Origin of the sequence: Allobosea sp. Root381 (assembly GCF_001429395.1) — a bacterium.
GTDB lineage: Bacteria > Pseudomonadota > Alphaproteobacteria > Rhizobiales > Beijerinckiaceae > Allobosea.
Window position 1 is genome coordinate 663,490 of record NZ_LMJT01000001.1, and the last position, 16,389, is coordinate 679,878.

The window sequence follows — 16,389 nt, forward strand, 5'->3', positions numbered from 1 at the left end:
CTGAAAAAACTTAACCGCGTCGGTGAACCTCCGTTGAACCTTTAGCGACCATCAGTCGTTGAACTGCAAACAAGCGGGGACGACGGCGATGGTGCGGCGGCACGTGATATTGGTCGGACTGGTGGCGGCACTGTCCGCTGCCGGCATTCCGGGCGCTCAGGCGAACCCTTTTGAGGAGCTCGCCCGGGCGATCTTCGGCGGAGGCCAGCGCCTGCGGGCCACGCCGATCTACGAATATGATGACGAGCGTCCGCGCGCGCACCGGCAGCAGCAGCACCGGGCTCCGGAGGCCTCCTCCAAGCCCAAGCCGCCCGCTGTCCAGCTGGACCCCGCCACCGATCCGCATTGGTATCTGAAGGACCCGACGCTGCGACGCGGCGACATCATCGTCACTGCCGACGGCGTGATGGTCTATCAGGGGCGCGGCCGCGACGGAATCCGCGATGCCGATTTCACCGCCCTCGGCGGCAAGGACGGCAAGGGCTGGAAGCAGCAGCTGCAGGCCGCAGCGGCTGGCGGGCGCAACTTCTTCGATTCCACCTCGGCTCCGCCCAGGCCTTCCGTGCAGGTAGAGGCCGCTTCGGTACAGTAGGCATTCAGCGCGCGCCTTGGCGAGGCACCGACTCAGCCCCGCGCGAACCACATTCGGCGCAGCAACCCGTCGCGCCAGACGAACTGGTGGGTTACGATCGCCGCGAGGTGAAGCAGCACGAGCAGGCTCAGGAGATCGAAGACCAGTTCGTGCAGGCGCAGCATGAGTTCATAGACGCGCCTGTCGGGCCCGATCGGATGCGGCACGCCGAACCAGCCGAAATACACGGTCGGGATCTGGATCGGCGCCGCCGCCGCCATGAGCAGGCCCGAGACCGGAAGCGCGATCAGGCAGCCATAGAGTCCTATATGGACCGCGCGCGCCGCCAGCCGCTGCCATTCTGCATGATCCATCGGCGCAGGCGCCGGCAGGAGCAGTCGCAGCACGAGGCGTAGGAGGACGAGCCCGGCGACCGTCAGACCGATCGATTTGTGCCATTGGTAGAGCGCGAAGCGGGAGAGCAGGTCGCGGCTTTCGTCGCGCATGAAACGGGACAGCCCGTATTGGCCGACGACGAGCAGCGCGGTGCTCCAATGCAGGATGACCAAGGCGGGGTGCCAGCGCAGGCGCTGCACCGTTCTCACTGCGAGATCCTGCCCCTGATCGCGATCTCCACCTCGTCATCGACGATATTGACGTCGCGGCCGATCTCGAAGGCAGCGCGAGAAAAGGCGGCCGTGGCATGGAAGGAGAGGCGCGCGCCGCGCTGGGCGGCCGCAGGATCCTCTTCCGCCACCACTGTCGCGGTCACGGGCCGGGTGATCGACCGTAAGGTGAGCTGCCCGCGGATGACGAGGCTGCGTTCGCCGCTGCGCCTGACCTCATCGGAAACAAAGGTCGCCTGGGGAAAACGGGCGGTATCGAGCATCGTCTCGCCCTTGATGAAACCGTCGACAAGCGCCGTTCCGGTTTCAAGCGAGCCGGTCTCGATGCGCAAGCGGACGCGGCTCCGCTCGGGCCGCTCGAAGTCGAGCGCGACGACCCCATCATAGCGCTGGAAGCGGCCGGAGGCGGTCTGAACGCCAAAGCGCTTTGCCACGAAGCTTACCTCGGTCGTCCCGGGGCGCAGCGACCACGAGGCTTGCGCGAGCGCCGCGCCGCCGATGAGCAGGGCCAAGCCGATGACGTATCCGCGCAGCATCCGGGCAGCCTGCGCGCCGATGATGGCGCGGCGGAGGCTGGCGTTCCGCGCACACGCAAAGGTGACTGCCGCGACATGGAGAGCGGGAACCGCCGCACAGGGACGGGCGCGCTTCGAGCAGCCCGGGCGAAGCGCGAGCTGCTGATCTTAACGGACCCGTGAGCCGTTCCACGGTTGGCCCAGGCCTGAGCCGTGAACCCGCGAACATTGCCGGTTCAGGAAAAGGCACGTTGGCGGGCCTGCTTTTTCCTGCCGGTAAAGCGGTCATGGTTCCGGGCTCTTCGCTTCGCGAAGCCCCGGAATGACCGCGGGGATGACGAGGACTGAAGTCCTTGAAACAGCTCAGCCCAGCCGGGTAGCGACCAGCTTGCGCAGGCTGCGCAGATCCTTGACGAAGCCGCGGATGCCCTCGGCGAGCTTCTCCGTCGCCATCGCATCCTCGTTCATCGCGAAGCGGAAGGCCTTCTCGTCCAGAACAAGCTTCGCCGGAGCCTCGCCCGGCGCCTTGGCGTCGAGCCGCCGCGCCAGGTCGCCGGTCGCTCCCGCCAGTTCGTCGAGCAGGCCGGGCCCGATGGTCAGGCGGTCACAGCCGGCGAGCGCCTCGATCTCCCCCGTATTGCGGAAGGAGGCGCCCATCACCACGGTGTCGATGCCGTAGGTCTTGTAGTAGGCGTAGATTGAGCGGACCGAGACCACGCCCGGATCGGTCTCGGCCGTGTAGGGGCCGCCGCCGGCTTTGACGTGCCAATCGAGGATGCGCCCGACGAAAGGCGAGATCAGAAAGGCCTTGGCATCGGCGGCAGCGACCGCCTGCGGCAGGGCGAATAGCAGGGTCAGGTTGCAGTCGATGCCCTCGGCCTGCAGCACCTTGGCGGCCTGGAGGCCTTCCCAGGTCGAGGCAATCTTGATCAGGATGCGCTCCTTCTCGATGCCGCGCTCCTTATAGGCGGCGATGATGGCGCGCGCCTTGTCAAGCGTCGCCTGCGTATCGAAGGAGAGGTCGGCATCGACCTCGGTCGAGACGCGACCGGGCACGATCTTCGTCAGTTCAGTTCCGAAGGTGACGGCGAGCCGGTCGCAGACCGCCTGCACGACCTTGTCGCCGCTGCCGGCCTTCTTGCCCCAGGCGATCGCCTCCTCGACGAGCGGCGCATAGGCCGGCGTCTCGGCCGCCTTGAACAGCAGCGTCGGATTGGTGGTGCAATCCACTGGCTTCAGGCGCCTGACCGCTTCGATGTCGCCGGTATCGGCAACCACCGTGGTCATCTTGCGGAGCTGTTCGAGCTTGGAGGCGGTCATGGCTGTCCTGTCGCGGATCGTATAGGTGGATAGGATCGAACGTGGGGCGTCGGGCCGGCAGGGTCAAGCCGACCGAAACAGGGCAGCCCTGCGCGGCGATGCCTCACCTGCGCCCGCCGATGACATGACAATCGATGATGCAGGCCTCATGGAACTGTCATATGGGCAGATTACGGCCAGCGCGGGCCCGTTCGGGGCATCCGTTCAGGAGTTTCACATGCACTACTTGGCGTCGACCGCAATCATCACCGCCGCCCTCGCCCTGGGCGCACTGCCGGCCATCGCGGCCGAAGGCAAGCTCGTCCTCTATACGAGCCAGCCCAACACCGACGCGCAGCAGACGATCGATGCGTTCAAGGCGAAATATCCCAAGGTCGAGATCAGCTTCGTGCGCGACGGCACGCCGCGCGTCATGGCCAAGCTCCGGGCCGAGATCGAGGCCGGGGCACCCCAGGCCGACCTGCTGCTGATCGCCGATGCCGTGACGATGGAAGGCCTGAAGAAGGACGGCCGCCTGCTGGCGCACGACAAGGCGGACGTTGCCGCGTATCCCGCCGGCACCCATGACCCGGCCAAGTTCTGGTTCGCGACCAAGCTGATCACCACCGGCATCGTCTACAACACCAAGGCCACGCTCAAGCCGACGAGTTGGCTGGACCTGACCAAGCCGGAAGCCAAGAACCTCGTCGCCATGCCGAGCCCGCTGAATTCCGGCGCCGCGATGATCCACACCATCACGCTGACGAGCAACCTGCCGACCGGCTGGAGCTTCTACGAGGCCCTGCAGAAGAACGGCGCGCTCGCCGCCGGCGCGAATGGCGACATCCTGCGCCAGGTCGCGACCGGCGAGAAGCTCTACGGCATGATCGTCGACTTCATGCCGATCCGCGAGAAGGCCAAGGGCGCGCCGGTCGAGTTCGTCTTCCCCAGCGAAGGCGTCTCCGCCGTGAGCGAACCGGTCGCGATCCTGAAAACCAGCAAGAACCCGGAAGCCGCCAAGGCCTTCGTCGATTTCCTGCTGTCGAAGGAGGGGCAGGCGCTGGCGCTGAAGCAAGGCTATGTCGCGGCCCATCCGGACGTCGCCCTGCCCGCCGGCTATCCCGGCCGCGACGCAATCAAGCTGATGCCGTTCGACGCGGCCAAGGCGCTGGCCGACGAAGCCGCGGCACGTAAGCGCTTCAGCGCGATCTTCGAGTGACGCTGGCCGCCCATAGCGGTTGGAAGGACCTCGGAACCCGCCCTCACCGGCGGGGCCTGAGCCTGCCGTCCGGCTACGGCCTGCCGGTGCTGGTCGCGGCATGCGCGCTGCTCTTCGGAGCCCTGCCCATGCTGCGGCTCGCCGGTGCCGCTTTCGCCCCCGGCGGAGAGTTCGCGCCCGAGGCGGCACTGGCGGAGATCGGCAGCCGTGCCGCGGTCAATGCGACGCTGCATTCGCTGGAGACCGCCTTTCTCTCGGCGCTCGGCGCCCTGCTGATCGGCGGCACCGCCGCGATCCTGCTCGCCGTCACCGATGTGCGCGGCAAGCGGCCGATCGCCTTTTGCCTCGTCTTCTCGATGATGATCGCGCCGCAGGTCGCGGCGCTCGCTTTCCTCAGCCTGTTCGCGCCGCATTCGCCGATCCTGGCGCTGTTCGGCCTGTCGCCCGCACCGGGCACGCCGAACCCGTTGCTCGGGCGCGGCGGCATCGCGCTGGTGATGGCGCTGCATCACGCGCCCCTGGTCGCGATCACGTTATGGACCGGGCTGCGGAGCGTGCCGCATTCGCTGATCGAGGCAGCCGAGATGGAGGGAGCAGGCCCCGCCACCATCGTCGCGCGCATCCTGCTGCCGGTGCTGCGGCCGCAGATCGCGGCAGCAGCGCTCCTCGCCTTCGTCGCGGGGATCGGCAATTTCGGCATTCCGGCGCTGCTCGGCCTGCCGGTGAATTATCTGACGCTGCCCACGCTGATCTACCGGCGCCTGTCCAGCTTCGGGCCTGCCGGCCTGCCGGACGCGGCGGCGCTCTCGGTCCTGGTCGCCCTCGTTGCAGGCGTCGGCATCCTCGCCGGCCTCCTGGCGACGCGCCGCGCCGGCGCCAAGGTCGAGATCGAGCGCCCGTTGCAGCCGTTCTGGCGGCTCGGCCGGGCGCGGCCGTTCGTCGCTAGCGGGCTGTGCCTGCTGCTCGTGCTCAAGCTCGGCCTGCCCTTCCTCGCCCTGCTCGGCGAGGCACTGACGCCGGCCCTTGGTGTAGCCTTGAGCTGGCAGAGCCTGACCTTCGACAAATTCACCGAAGTGCTGCTGCGGCAGGACGTTACGGTGCGCGCCTTCCGAAATTCCCTGCTGTTCGCAGGCAGCGCCGCGGTGATCCTCGCTTTGCTCTCGATCGGCTTCGCTTATGCGCTGGAGCGGCGCATGGGCCGGGCCAGGCGCGCGGTCGAGGTGGTGATCGAGCTGCCCTATGCGCTGCCCGGCGTGGTCCTCGCCATCGCCTGCATCCTGATGTTCCTGAAACCGCTCCCGGTGCTCGGTGTCAGCATCTATGCGACGCCCTTCATCATTCTCTTCGCCTATCTCGCGCGATTCATGCCGCTGGCGCTCAAGGCGCCGCTGGCTGCCATGGCGCAGATCGAGGCGCATCACGAGGAAGCGGCCAGGCTCGACGGCGTCACGCTCTGGCAGATGCTGCGCTTCATCGTGGCGCCGATCCTCGCCCCTGCCGCCACGGTCAGCGCGCTGATGGTCTTCCTCGTCGCCTTCAACGAACTGACCGTCTCCGCCCTGCTCTGGTCCTCGGGCACCGAGACGCTCGGCGTCGTGCTGTTCTCGCTGAAGGAAGCGGGGCTGGCCGGGGAGGCCGCGGCGGTCGCGATCAGCGCGTCGGCGGTAATCCTGCTGGCGATGCTGACGCTGGACCTGCTGGCCAAGCGTCTGCCACAGGACGTGCTGCCCTGGCGCATCTGACACATGCCTCGCCAGGAGCGGCAGAGGGGCGGGACAGCGCCTGACAAGGTGGCGTTAACGACCTGACGATAGAGCAGGAGCATGCGCGGCGATGGCCTACGCCGCCAGCGCCTTCGGCCCCTGGTGCCGATGCGCCCTGCAGGACGAAGATATGACGCAGCGTACCGCGGAACGACAGCCGCTTTTCCACCCGCAGGACAGGCGCAGGGTTCTCGTCGTCGAGGATTCGAAGACTTTCTCGATCGCGCTGCGCCAGATGATCGAGGCCGAGACTGGCCTGAAAGTGACGAGCTGCGGCTGCCTGAAGGACCTCAGCCACGCCATCCTGCAGGATCAGGAAGGTTATGCGATCGCCGTCGTCGACCTCAACCTGCCGGACGCGCCCGATGGCGAGGCGCTCGACTGGACGGTGAGCCATGGCATTCCCACCATCGTCTTCACCGGCACGTTCGATCTCGCGACGCGGGCCCGCATCATGGAGCGCGAGGTCTTCGACTATGTGCTGAAGGATTCCGAGTTCGCGCTCGGCAACCTCGTCAGCTCGGTCAAGCGGGCGCTGACCAATCGCGAGACCCGCATCCTCGTCGTCGATGACATGACCACCACCCGCAGGCTGCTCGGCCAGATGCTGACGAGCCAGCAATACACCGTCGTCGAGGTCGGCTCCGGCGCCGATGCGCTCACGATGCTGGAGCAGGATCAGGCCATCAGGCTCGTCGTTGCCGACTACAACATGCCTGACATGGACGGCTTCGAGCTAGCCCGCCGCATCCGCCGCCGCTACCCGGCCGAGCAGGTGCGCGTCATCGGCATCTCCTCTTCGACAGACCGGACCACCTCGGCGGCGTTCCTGAAGGCGGGTGCACATGACTTCATCGCGCGCCCCTTCGTGCTCGAGGAACTGCAGTGCCGCATCGCCTCGAATGCCGAGACGCTGCTGCGGATGCGCCAGCTCCACGACCTTGCCTGGCACGACTACCTGACGGGGCTGTTCAACCGGCGCTACTTCTTCGAGAAGGGGCCCAAGCTCGTCGCCGAAGCCCAGCGGGCGGGCCAGCCGACCTGCGTCGCCATTCTCGACATCGATCACTTCAAACTGCTGAACGACGAGCACGGCCACAATGCCGGCGATGACGCGCTGCGCATCTTCGCAGGCCATCTGAGCGATTCGCTCGACGCGCGGCCGCATCTCCTCGCCCGGCTCGGCGGGGAAGAATTCGCGCTGCTTCTGCCGGGCATGCGTGAAGCCGACGCAGCCGCGATCATCGAAGAGCTGCGAGCCGGCGTGGCCGGACGACAGATCTTCGTCGGCAAGCTGGCCCTGCGCCTGACGGTCTCGATCGGCCTGGCCGAGGTGGCGGCGACCGACAGCCTCGACCTGACGATGCGCAAGGCCGACAGGGCGCTCTACACCGCCAAGCAGGCGGGGCGGAACCGCGTTCAGGCCTAGGGTCCGCACTCGTTACGGCCACGCCCTAGGCCGCGACTGAAGCCGGCGCCTCGCCCATCAGCAGGGCGCGGCTCGCTTTGACCTCGCGCACGACGAAATCGACGGTCGCGCGCACGCGGGCAACGTCCTTCAGGTCAGCATGGACGAGAAGCCAGAAGGAGCGCGTGATCGAAACCGCCTCTGGCAGCACCGGCACCAGCCGCGGCTCGCTCGCGGCCATGAAATGGTGGATCACACCGATGCCGGCACCGCCCACGACGGCATTCATCTGCGCCAGGACGCTCGAACTTTGCACCTGCGCGCGCAGGCCCCTGGCGACCTCGTCGAGATAGTCGAGCTCCGGTGCGAAGATCAGATCGTCGATGTAGCCGACGATACGATGTGCGAAGAGGTCCTCCGCCTGCGCGACCGGCGGCATCGAATTCAGATAGCCTTGGGCGGCGTATAGGCCGAGGCGATAGTCGCAGAGCTTGCGCGCCACCACCTTGCCCTCCTTGGGCGGCGCGAGCGTGATCGCGACATCCGCCTCACGCTTCGACAGCGAGAGCAGCCGCGGCATGGCGATGAGCTGGAGTTCGAGGCCGGGATAGGCGCCGGCGAGCCCGGCAAGGCGCGGGGCGAGGAAGCTCGTGCCGAAACCATCGGGCGCGCCGATCCTGACCGTGCCGGCGAGCGCCATATCGGCACCGCCGATATCGCTCTGGATCGCCAGCGCCTCGGTTTCCATGCTCTCCGCCTTGGCCAGCAGCCGCTCGCCATGGGCCGTCAGCGTATAGCCCTGCGGCCGCCGCTCGAACAGCTTCGCCTTGAGCGCCTCCTCGAGCGCGGTGACGCGGCGGGAGACGGTGGCATGGTCGGCGCCGAGCCGGCGGGCGGCGGCCGTCAGGCGCCCCGAGCGCGCGACCGCGAGGAAGAACCGCAGATCATCCCAGTCGAACCGCTCCACCGCGCTCCTCCGTATTTGCTTTTCCGCACAGCACAAGCCCAGTCTCGCTATAGCCGTGCGAAAACAGGAATGGTAGGGGAGAGTACGGTTTCGAGACACCACCATTCGTAGGGAGGACGCGATGCGTCAGGTTGGGCATTTCATCGGCGGCAAGCATGTCGCGGGAACCTCAGGCCGCACGGCCGACATCTATCAGCCGATGGATGGTTCGGTGATCGGCAAGGTCGCGCTGGCGAGCACGTCGGAACTCGACCAGGCCGTGCAGAACGCCGCCGAGGCGCAGCCGAAATGGGCCGCTGTCAACCCGCAGCGCCGCGCCCGCGTGCTGATGAAATTCCTCGACCTGATCGCGCAGAACAATGACGAGCTTGCCGATCTGCTCGCCCGCGAGCACGGCAAGACGATTCCCGACGCCAAGGGCGACATCCAGCGCGGCGTCGAGGTCGTCGAGTTCTGCCTCGGCATTCCCAACCTGATGAAGGGCGAGTTTACCGACGGCGCCGGCCCCGGCATCGACATCTACTCGCTGCGCCAGCCGCTCGGTGTCGTCGCCGGCATCACGCCGTTCAACTTCCCGGCGATGATCCCGCTCTGGAAGCTCGGCCCCGCGATCGCCTGCGGCAACGCCTTCATCCTCAAGCCCTCCGAGCGCGACCCGGGCGTGCCGATGCGCCTCGCCGAGCTCTTCATCGAGGCCGGTGGCCCTCCCGGCATCCTCAACGTCGTCAACGGCGACAAGGAATCGGTCGATGCCATCCTCGACCATCCCGAGATCAAGGCGGTCGGTTTCGTCGGCTCCACGCCCATCGCCGAGTACATCTACACCCGTGGCTGCGCCAATGGTAAGCGCGTGCAGTGCTTCGGCGGCGCCAAGAACCACATGATCATCATGCCCGACGCCGACATGGACCAGGCGGTCGATGCGCTGATCGGCGCCGGCTACGGCTCGGCCGGCGAGCGCTGCATGGCGATCTCGGTCGCGGTCCCGGTCGGCAAGGCGACCGCCGACGAGCTGGTGAAGCGCCTGATCCCACGTGTCGAGAGCCTCAAGATCGGCCCCTCGACCGACGCCTCGGCCGATTACGGCCCGGTCGTCACCAAAGCGGCGATGGAGAAGATCAAGGCTTACGTCGACATCGGCATCGAGGAAGGCGCGACGCTCGCCGTCGACGGGCGCGACTTCAAGATGCAGGGCTACGAGAACGGCTTCTATGTCGGCGGCTGCCTGTTCGACAACGTCACCAAGGACATGCGGATCTACAAGGAAGAGATCTTCGGCCCCGTCCTCTCCGTGCTGCGCGCCGAGAGCTATGACGAGGCGCTGAAGCTCACCAACGACCATGAATACGGCAACGGCACCGCGATCTTCACTCGCGACGGCGACGCGGCGCGCGACTTCGCCTCGAAGGTCCAGGTCGGCATGGTCGGAATCAACCTGCCGATCCCGGTGCCGCTTGCCTACTACACCTTCGGTGGCTGGAAGCGCTCCGTCTTCGGCGACCTGAACCAGCACGGGCCGGACTCGATCCGCTTCTACACCAAGACCAAGACGGTGACGGCGCGCTGGCCGAGCGGCATCAAGGACGGCGCGAGCTTCGTCATCCCGACGATGGGTTGAGAGGCTGCGCCGCAGAGCACCGCTGCTCCGCGCGTCCCTTCAGCCTCACGCACAATAGCCCCGGCGCCCAGCGCCGGGGCTACACCTTGCCGGTGCGGCAGCCCTGAGTTCTCATGGGCGTAACGCGACACGCCCGGCATGCCAGGTCACAGCGGTCGATGCCGAACCATCAGGAGCGCCAGCCTTGAACGCCTTCGCTCTCACCGAAGACCAGATCGCGATCCGCGACATGGCGCAGGACTTCGCTGCCGAGACGTTGGCGCCCCATGCCCTGCGCTGGGATGAGGAGAAGCACTTCCCCATCGAGGAGATGCGCGCTGCCGCCGCGCTCGGCATGGGCGGCATCTATATCCGGGAGGATGTCGGCGGCTCGGGGCTATCGCGGCTCGACGCAGCGCTGATCTTCGAGGCGCTCTCGACCGGTTGCCCCACGGTCGCAGCCTATATCTCGATCCACAACATGTGCGCCTGGATGATCGACCGCTATGGTTCGGATGATCAGCGTCAGCGCTTCCTGCCGCAGCTCTGCACGATGGAGCATCTCGCCAGCTACTGCCTGACCGAGCCCGGCGCCGGCTCCGACGCCGCCGGGCTTAAGACCAGGGCCGTTCTCGACGGCGACCATTATATCCTCGACGGGCAGAAGCAGTTCATTTCCGGCGCCGGCGTTGCCGACATCTATGTGGTGATGGTTCGCACCGGCGAGGCCGGACCATCCGGCATCTCGACCATCGTGGTCGAGAAGGATACGCCCGGCCTCTCCTTCGGCGCCAACGAGAAGAAGATGGGCTGGAACGCCCAGCCGACGCGCGCCGTGATCTTCGAGAACTGCCGCGTGCCCGCCGCCAACCGGCTCGGCGACGAGGGCGTCGGCTTCAAGATCGCCATGGCCGGGCTCGATGGCGGGCGGCTCAACATCGGTGCCTGCTCGATCGGCGGAGCGCAGGGCGCGCTCGACAAGGCACTCGCCTATGCGAAGGAGCGCAAGGCCTTCGGCTCACGGATCGCGGATTTCCAGGCATTGCAGTTCACGCTCGCCGACATGGCGACGGAGCTGGAGGCGGCGCGCACCCTGCTCTGGCGCGCGGCCGCATCCCTCGACGCCAAGGCGCCGGACGCAACGACGCTCTGCGCGATGGCCAAGCGGATCGCGACCGACACAGGCTTCGAGGTCGCCAACCAGGCCCTGCAGATTCATGGCGGCTACGGCTACCTCGCCGATTACGGCATCGAGAAGATCGTTCGCGACCTGCGCGTCCACCAGATCCTGGAAGGCACCAACGAGGTGATGCGGATGATCGTCGCCCGAGGGCTCGTTGGCCGGGCGAAGGGGAACTGAGCCTATGCGGCGAGCGGCCTCACGCGCCTCTCGATCTCTCGGCCGGACGCCAGCCGGGCGATGCGCAGGTCATGGTCGCTCTGCAGTTTCAGCCACATTTCCGGCGAGGTTCCGAAGAACTGTGCGAGGCGCAGCGCAGTGTCGGCCGTGATCGTCCGCTCGCCCTTGACGATGCCGGCAATGCGGCTGACGGGAGCGTCGATATCGCGCGCCAGCCGGTTCTGGCTGACGCCGAGCGGCTTCATGAATTCCTCGAGCAGGATTTCACCCGGCGGAATCGGCTCTAGGGCAAGGTCACCGGCGTGCCGGCTCGGCTCCGGATCAGTGATAGTCGACGATTTCGACATCATGCGCCTCCCCGTTTTCCCGGTTGAAACAGATCCGCCACTGGTCGTTGACCCGGATCGAATATTGTCCTGCCCTGTCGCCACGCAGCGCTTCCAACCTGTTACCCGGAGGAATGCGCAGATCGTCGAGCCTGGCGGCGGCGTGCAGCAACAGGAGCTTGCGTCGGATCACGCGCTCGATCGCCGCGAAGAGCCTGAGCGGCCTGTCATTGAACAGCAACTCGGCATCGCGTTGCGCGAATGATCGGATCATCGACGGAAAAGCTATTCCGCAAGAGATATTCCGTCAAGAAGAATGGAAGGAGACGCAGCATGACCACCATCGCCTTCATCGGCCTCGGCAATATGGGCGGCCCGATGGCCGGCAACCTCGTCAAGGCGGGGCATGAGGTCCGCGCCTTCGATCTCGTCGAGGCGTCGCGTCAGGCAGCAGCCGAGCTCGGCGTCAGCATCGCCGCTTCGGGGCAAGAGGCCGTGGCCGAGGCCGACATCGTCGTCACCATGCTGCCGGCGGGCAAGCATGTGCTGTCCGTCTGGGCCGACATCCTGCCGGAGGTGAAGAAGGGTGCCCTGCTGATCGATTCCTCGACCATCGATGTCGACAGCGCGCGCAAGGCGCATGCGATGGCGGACGAGCATGGCTGCCTCTCGCTCGATGCGCCGGTCTCGGGCGGCGTCGGCGGGGCGACCGCCGGCACGCTGACCTTCATGGTCGGCGGCTCGGACGACGCCTTCGCGATCGGCGCGCCGGTCCTCGAGGCGATGGGGCGGCGCATCGTGCATTGCGGCGCGGCCGGTAATGGCCAGGCGGCCAAGATCTGCAACAACATGATCCTCGGCATCTCGATGATCGGGGTCTCGGAAGCCTTCGTGCTGGCCGAGAAGCTCGGCCTCTCGCACCAGGCGCTGTTCGACGTCGCCTCGACCTCTTCGGGGCAATGCTGGTCGCTGACGACCTATTGCCCCGTGCCGGGACCGGTTCCAACCTCCCCCGCCAACAACGACTACAAGCCCGGATTCGCCTCGGCGCTGATGCTGAAGGACCTCAAGCTTTCGCAGGAGGCGGCCCAAGCGGCCGGCGCCTCGACGCCGCTCGGCGCGGCCGCGACGCAGCTCTACGGGCTGCACAATGCCTGGGGTGAAGGCGGCGCCGACTTCTCGGCCATCGTGCATCTGCTGCGCGGCCGCGATGCCACATGAAAGCCGCCGGCCCGGAAGCGTGCTTGCGTGAGATGATGGCGCGGGGTTAGGACGGTTGACATGAACGACGCCTCCCGCCCCCGCGAACGCTCGGCCCTGACCGGGTTCGCCGTCAACAAGCTCGACCGGCGCGAGGACCTGCGCAACAAGCACGACGCGGTAGGCGCGCTTCGCAACCGGTCCGACACGCGGATCGCGGTCGTCGCAGGCGATACGCCGATCCTGAAGCGCATCGACGGCGAGGCTCTGTCGGTCTGGTTCAGCCATGGCGAGACGGAGTCCCTCGGCGAAGGGCTGGAAGAGGCATTCCTCGGCCTCGCGCCCGACGGAGCGCCGCGCTTCGGCCGGTTGCTGGATCGGTCGCTCGTCGAGCCGTTGCGGGAGCGGCCCGAACTCTTCGTCACCGATCTGCGTTCGGTCGCGCTGAAGCGCCTCGTGCCGGAGGACGAACTCGGCCCGCTCGGCCAGGGCAAGGCGCTGCTCGACTGGCATGCCCGGCACCGTTTCTGCGCTCAGTGCGGCGGCCCGACCAGCCTCGGCGCCTCGGGCTGGAAGCGAGAATGCAGCGCCTGCGGCGCCCAGCACTTCCCGCGTACGGACCCGGTCGTGATCATGCTGGTTACGCGGGGCGACAGCTGCCTGCTCGCACGGCAGGCCCGCTTCGCGCCGGGGATGTATTCCTGCATCGCCGGCTTCGTCGAGCCGGGCGAGACCTTCGAGGATGCCGTACGCCGCGAGAGCTGGGAAGAGGCCGGCCTGCGCGTCGGGACCGTCCGCTACATCGCGTCGCAACCCTGGCCGTTCCCATCTTCGCTGATGATCGGCTGCATCGCCCAGGCCCTCAACGACGACATCGTGCTCGACATGACCGAGCTCGAGGCCGGGCGCTGGTTCTCGCGGGAGGAAGCCCTCCAGATGCTGGAAGGCGCGCATACGGAAGGGTTCACAAGCCCGCAGCACCTCGCCATCGCGAACACCCTACTGAGGGCGTGGGCGGTCGACGGGGAAGAGCCGTAAGCGGCGAGGCAGGCCGCTACGCGCCGGCCTCGGGGAAGCTGTCGCGGAAGGGGTTGGCCGGGTAGACGCCGAGGATCTTCACCTCCTTCGAGAAGAAGGCGAGTTCGTCGAGCGCGCGGCGCAGCGCCGGGTCGTCCGGATGTCCCTCGACATCGGCGTAGAACATGGTCGCCGAGAAGGCCCCGTCGACCATGTAGCTTTCGAGCTTGGTCATGTTGATGCCGTTCGTGGCGAAGCCGCCCATCGCCTTGTAGAGCGCCGCCGGCAGGTTGCGGACCTGGAAGATCAGCGTCGTCAGCGTCTTACTGCCCTGGCGGGCGAATTCGGGGTATTTCGAGAGCACGACGAAGCGGGTGGTGTTGTGCTTCTCGTCCTCGATGTCCTCCATCAGGATCTCGAGGCCGTAGACTTCCGCGGCGATGCGCGGCGCGATCGCGGCGCGGGTGAGATCCGCGGCTTCCGCCACCTGCCTGGCGGAGCCAGCCGTGTCCGCCGCGACCTCGGCCTTGAGACCGAGCTTGCGGATGATCTTTCGGCATTGGCCGAGCGCATGGATATGGCTCTGCACGGTCTTGAGCGTCGCCAGTGTCGCGCCCTTCACTGCCATCAGATGGAAGCGGATCGGCAGGAAGTGCTCGCCGATGATGTGCAGGCCCGAACGCGGCAGCAGGTGATGGATGTCGGCGACGCGCCCGGCGATCGAGTTCTCGATCGGGATCATGCCATAGCGTGCCGTGCCGTCGGACACCGCGGCCAGCGCGTCCTCGAAGGTCGCGCAGGGCAGGAGTTCGCAATCCGGGAAGACCTGGAGGGCGGCCTGCGAGGAGAAGGCCCCGGGCTCGCCCTGATAGGACACGATGACGGACATGGTCAGGCTCCGGCGCGGGCTTCGAGGATCGCGCGGGCGCGATCGAGGTCATGGGGCGTGTCGACGCCGAGCGGCACGTCGTCGACGACGATGATGTCGATGCGCATGCCGTCCTCGACGGCGCGCAGTTGCTCCAGCCGCTCGCGCTTCTCCAAGGGCGACGGCGGCAGCGCGACGAAACGGTCGAGCGCCCGGCGGCGATAGGCGTAGAGTCCGATATGGTGATAGAGCGGCCCCTCGCCGCTCGGAGCCGTGGCGCGGGTGAAATAGAGCGCGCGCATGCGGCCAGCGCCGATCTCGCTGGCAATCGCCTTGACGACGCTCGGCTCCGTGCTCTCCTCCTCGCGCGTGATGACCGCAGCCAGCGTCACGATATCGACCGCCGGATCCGATAGCGGGCCGACCGAGGCCGCGATGACGCGCGGATCGATCGTCGGCAGATCGCCCTGGACGTTGACGATGACGTCGTGCCTGCCCGCCGGATCGAGGATGTCGGCGGCTTCCTTGATGCGGTCCGAGCCGGAGGGGTGATCGTCGCGGGTCATCACCGCGACGCCGCCGGCGGCCTCCACGGCAGCGGCGATCTCGGCGGAATCGGTCGCGACCGCCACCGGGCCGATCCCCGCTTCGACGGCCCGCCGCCAGACATGGACGATCATCGCCTCGCCGCCGATATCCGCGAGAGGTTTGCCCGGCAGGCGCGTTGCGGTCATGCGCGCGGGGATAAGGATCAGCGGGTCAGGCATGGCGGCGAGAGGGACTCGGTGGCAGCGGCGCGCGGGCGCGACGGGAAGCGGCAAATAGTCTCAAAGCGGAGCGTGCTTATACGAGTTGCAATGAAGCGCGCAAAGCGGTTAAGCAACGCTCCTGTGTCGGCGCTGCGAGGCCCCGGCCAATGCGCTGTATTGCCTCCCGCGCCCTGCGCCGGTGGCCGAGGGTTCGGATACGATGAATATCGAAGCCAACAAGATCGCCGGTGCGGCACTCTCAACGCTTCTGGTGGTCATGAGCCTCAACATGGTCGCCGGCATCGTGTTCGCGCCGAAGAAGCCGGCCGTGCCGGGCTTCGACCTGCCGAGCGCCGAGCCCGCTGCCGGAGCCAGCGCGGCCGCTGCTCCCGTCGCCGACGAGCCGATCGCGGTCCGCCTCGCCAAGGCCGATCCGGCCAAGGGCGAGAAGGCCGTCGGCGCATGCAAGGCCTGCCACACCTTCGAGAAGGGTGGCGCCAACAAGATCGGCCCGCATCTCTTCGACGTCTATGGCCGCGCCGAGGGTGCCGTCGCAGGCTTCAACTATTCGGCGGCGATGAAAGGCCGCAACGACAAGAACTGGGACGCCGAGGCGCTCGACAGCTTCCTGAAGAATCCGAAGGCCTATGTCCCCGGCACCATTATGGCCTATGCCGGCATGAGCCGCCCCGACACCCGCGCCGACGTCGTCGCCTATCTCAACACGCTGGCCGACGCGCCGAAGCCGCTGCCGACGCCCTGAGCGGCATTCCTGATCAGCGCTGATGAATTCGTGAAGCCGGGCCAGTTGCCCGGCTTTTCGTTTTGCGGCGTTTTTCTTGCACCGGCCATGCTGTTGCCGCCACGATGGCGTCGTGTGTCATGGTTGCGCCCGCTCCCCGGG

17 protein-coding genes are annotated in these 16,389 nt (G+C 67.2%); 9 read left to right on the forward strand and 8 right to left on the reverse strand.

Annotation, left to right across the window (positions count from 1 at the left end):
* The first annotated feature begins 88 nt into the window (after positions 1-88).
* Entirely contained in the window at positions 89-592 is a 504-nt protein-coding gene (locus ASE63_RS03085; RefSeq protein WP_056796199.1) for a hypothetical protein, read from the forward strand.
* A 32-nt stretch (positions 593-624) separates the two neighbouring features.
* On the opposite strand, the gene ASE63_RS03090 is transcribed toward ASE63_RS03085, so the two are convergent.
* From ASE63_RS03090 to tal, 3 genes are all read right to left on the reverse strand, one after another.
* Complete coding sequence (locus ASE63_RS03090; protein ID WP_082609587.1) at positions 625-1,176, reverse strand: cytochrome b/b6 domain-containing protein; 552 nt, start codon at positions 1,174-1,176, stop codon at positions 625-627.
* Positions 1,173-1,733: a YceI family protein gene (locus ASE63_RS03095; protein WP_056796204.1), complete on the reverse strand. Its 561-nt coding sequence runs from the start codon at positions 1,731-1,733 to the stop codon at positions 1,173-1,175. Before ASE63_RS03095 ends, ASE63_RS03090 begins: the two co-directional genes overlap by 4 nt.
* A gap of 342 nt (positions 1,734-2,075) precedes the next feature.
* Complete coding sequence (gene tal, locus ASE63_RS03100) at positions 2,076-3,032, reverse strand: transaldolase (protein ID WP_056796206.1); 957 nt, start codon at positions 3,030-3,032, stop codon at positions 2,076-2,078.
* A 217-nt stretch (positions 3,033-3,249) separates the two neighbouring features.
* On the opposite strand from tal, the gene ASE63_RS03105 reads away from it, so the two are divergent.
* From ASE63_RS03105 to ASE63_RS03115, 3 genes are all read left to right on the forward strand, one after another.
* On the forward strand, positions 3,250-4,230 hold the full coding sequence (locus ASE63_RS03105; RefSeq protein ID WP_056796210.1) for an ABC transporter substrate-binding protein: 981 nt from the start codon (positions 3,250-3,252) through the stop codon (positions 4,228-4,230).
* Positions 4,227-5,972, forward strand: a complete 1,746-nt coding sequence (locus ASE63_RS03110) for an iron ABC transporter permease (RefSeq protein ID WP_056796212.1) — start codon at positions 4,227-4,229, stop codon at positions 5,970-5,972. Before ASE63_RS03105 ends, ASE63_RS03110 begins: the two co-directional genes overlap by 4 nt.
* Positions 5,973-6,123: 151 nt before the next feature.
* The gene (locus tag ASE63_RS03115; protein WP_056796655.1) at positions 6,124-7,422 is read left to right on the forward strand and encodes a diguanylate cyclase; all 1,299 of its coding nucleotides are present in this window, start codon (positions 6,124-6,126) and stop codon (positions 7,420-7,422) included.
* Between the two features lie 25 nt (positions 7,423-7,447).
* Here the strand turns inward: ASE63_RS03115 and ASE63_RS03120 are convergent, their stop codons facing one another.
* Complete coding sequence (locus tag ASE63_RS03120) at positions 7,448-8,368, reverse strand: LysR family transcriptional regulator (protein WP_156410152.1); 921 nt, start codon at positions 8,366-8,368, stop codon at positions 7,448-7,450.
* 121 nt (positions 8,369-8,489) lie between these two features.
* Here ASE63_RS03120 and ASE63_RS03125 point away from each other — a divergent pair, with 121 nt between their 5' ends.
* Positions 8,490-9,986 carry a CoA-acylating methylmalonate-semialdehyde dehydrogenase gene (locus tag ASE63_RS03125; protein WP_056796215.1) on the forward strand — a complete coding sequence of 499 codons (1,497 nt, stop codon included), beginning with the start codon at positions 8,490-8,492 and terminating at the stop codon, positions 9,984-9,986.
* 184 nt (positions 9,987-10,170) lie between these two features.
* On the forward strand, positions 10,171-11,325 hold the full coding sequence (locus tag ASE63_RS03130) for an isobutyryl-CoA dehydrogenase (RefSeq protein WP_156410153.1): 1,155 nt from the start codon (positions 10,171-10,173) through the stop codon (positions 11,323-11,325).
* 2 nt (positions 11,326-11,327) lie between these two features.
* Here ASE63_RS03130 and ASE63_RS03135 read toward each other — a convergent pair whose 3' ends face one another.
* Together ASE63_RS03135 and ASE63_RS03140 are read right to left on the reverse strand one after the other, a co-directional pair.
* Positions 11,328-11,672: a HigA family addiction module antitoxin gene (locus ASE63_RS03135; protein WP_056796218.1), complete on the reverse strand. Its 345-nt coding sequence runs from the start codon at positions 11,670-11,672 to the stop codon at positions 11,328-11,330.
* Complete coding sequence (locus ASE63_RS03140; RefSeq protein ID WP_056796221.1) at positions 11,647-11,925, reverse strand: type II toxin-antitoxin system RelE/ParE family toxin; 279 nt, start codon at positions 11,923-11,925, stop codon at positions 11,647-11,649. The genes ASE63_RS03135 and ASE63_RS03140 overlap by 26 nt, the downstream gene beginning before the upstream one ends.
* Here ASE63_RS03140 and mmsB point away from each other — a divergent pair.
* Positions 11,913-12,872 carry a 3-hydroxyisobutyrate dehydrogenase gene (gene mmsB / locus ASE63_RS03145; protein ID WP_082609589.1) on the forward strand — a complete coding sequence of 320 codons (960 nt, stop codon included), beginning with the start codon at positions 11,913-11,915 and terminating at the stop codon, positions 12,870-12,872. The genes ASE63_RS03140 and mmsB overlap by 13 nt on opposite strands.
* 60 nt (positions 12,873-12,932) lie before the next feature.
* On the forward strand, positions 12,933-13,889 hold the full coding sequence (gene nudC / locus ASE63_RS03150) for an NAD(+) diphosphatase (protein ID WP_056796227.1): 957 nt from the start codon (positions 12,933-12,935) through the stop codon (positions 13,887-13,889).
* A 16-nt stretch (positions 13,890-13,905) separates the two neighbouring features.
* Here nudC and ASE63_RS03155 read toward each other — a convergent pair whose 3' ends face one another.
* Positions 13,906-14,757, reverse strand: a complete 852-nt coding sequence (locus ASE63_RS03155; protein ID WP_056796230.1) for a prephenate dehydratase — start codon at positions 14,755-14,757, stop codon at positions 13,906-13,908.
* A 2-nt stretch (positions 14,758-14,759) separates the two neighbouring features.
* A complete protein-coding gene (locus ASE63_RS03160) occupies positions 14,760-15,503 on the reverse strand; it encodes a 3-deoxy-manno-octulosonate cytidylyltransferase (RefSeq protein WP_056796233.1) in 744 nt (247 codons plus the stop codon).
* A 202-nt stretch (positions 15,504-15,705) separates the two neighbouring features.
* On the opposite strand from ASE63_RS03160, the gene ASE63_RS03165 reads away from it, so the two are divergent.
* On the forward strand, positions 15,706-16,248 hold the full coding sequence (locus tag ASE63_RS03165; RefSeq protein WP_056796666.1) for a cytochrome c family protein: 543 nt from the start codon (positions 15,706-15,708) through the stop codon (positions 16,246-16,248).
* The last annotated feature ends 141 nt before the right edge of the window (positions 16,249-16,389 follow it).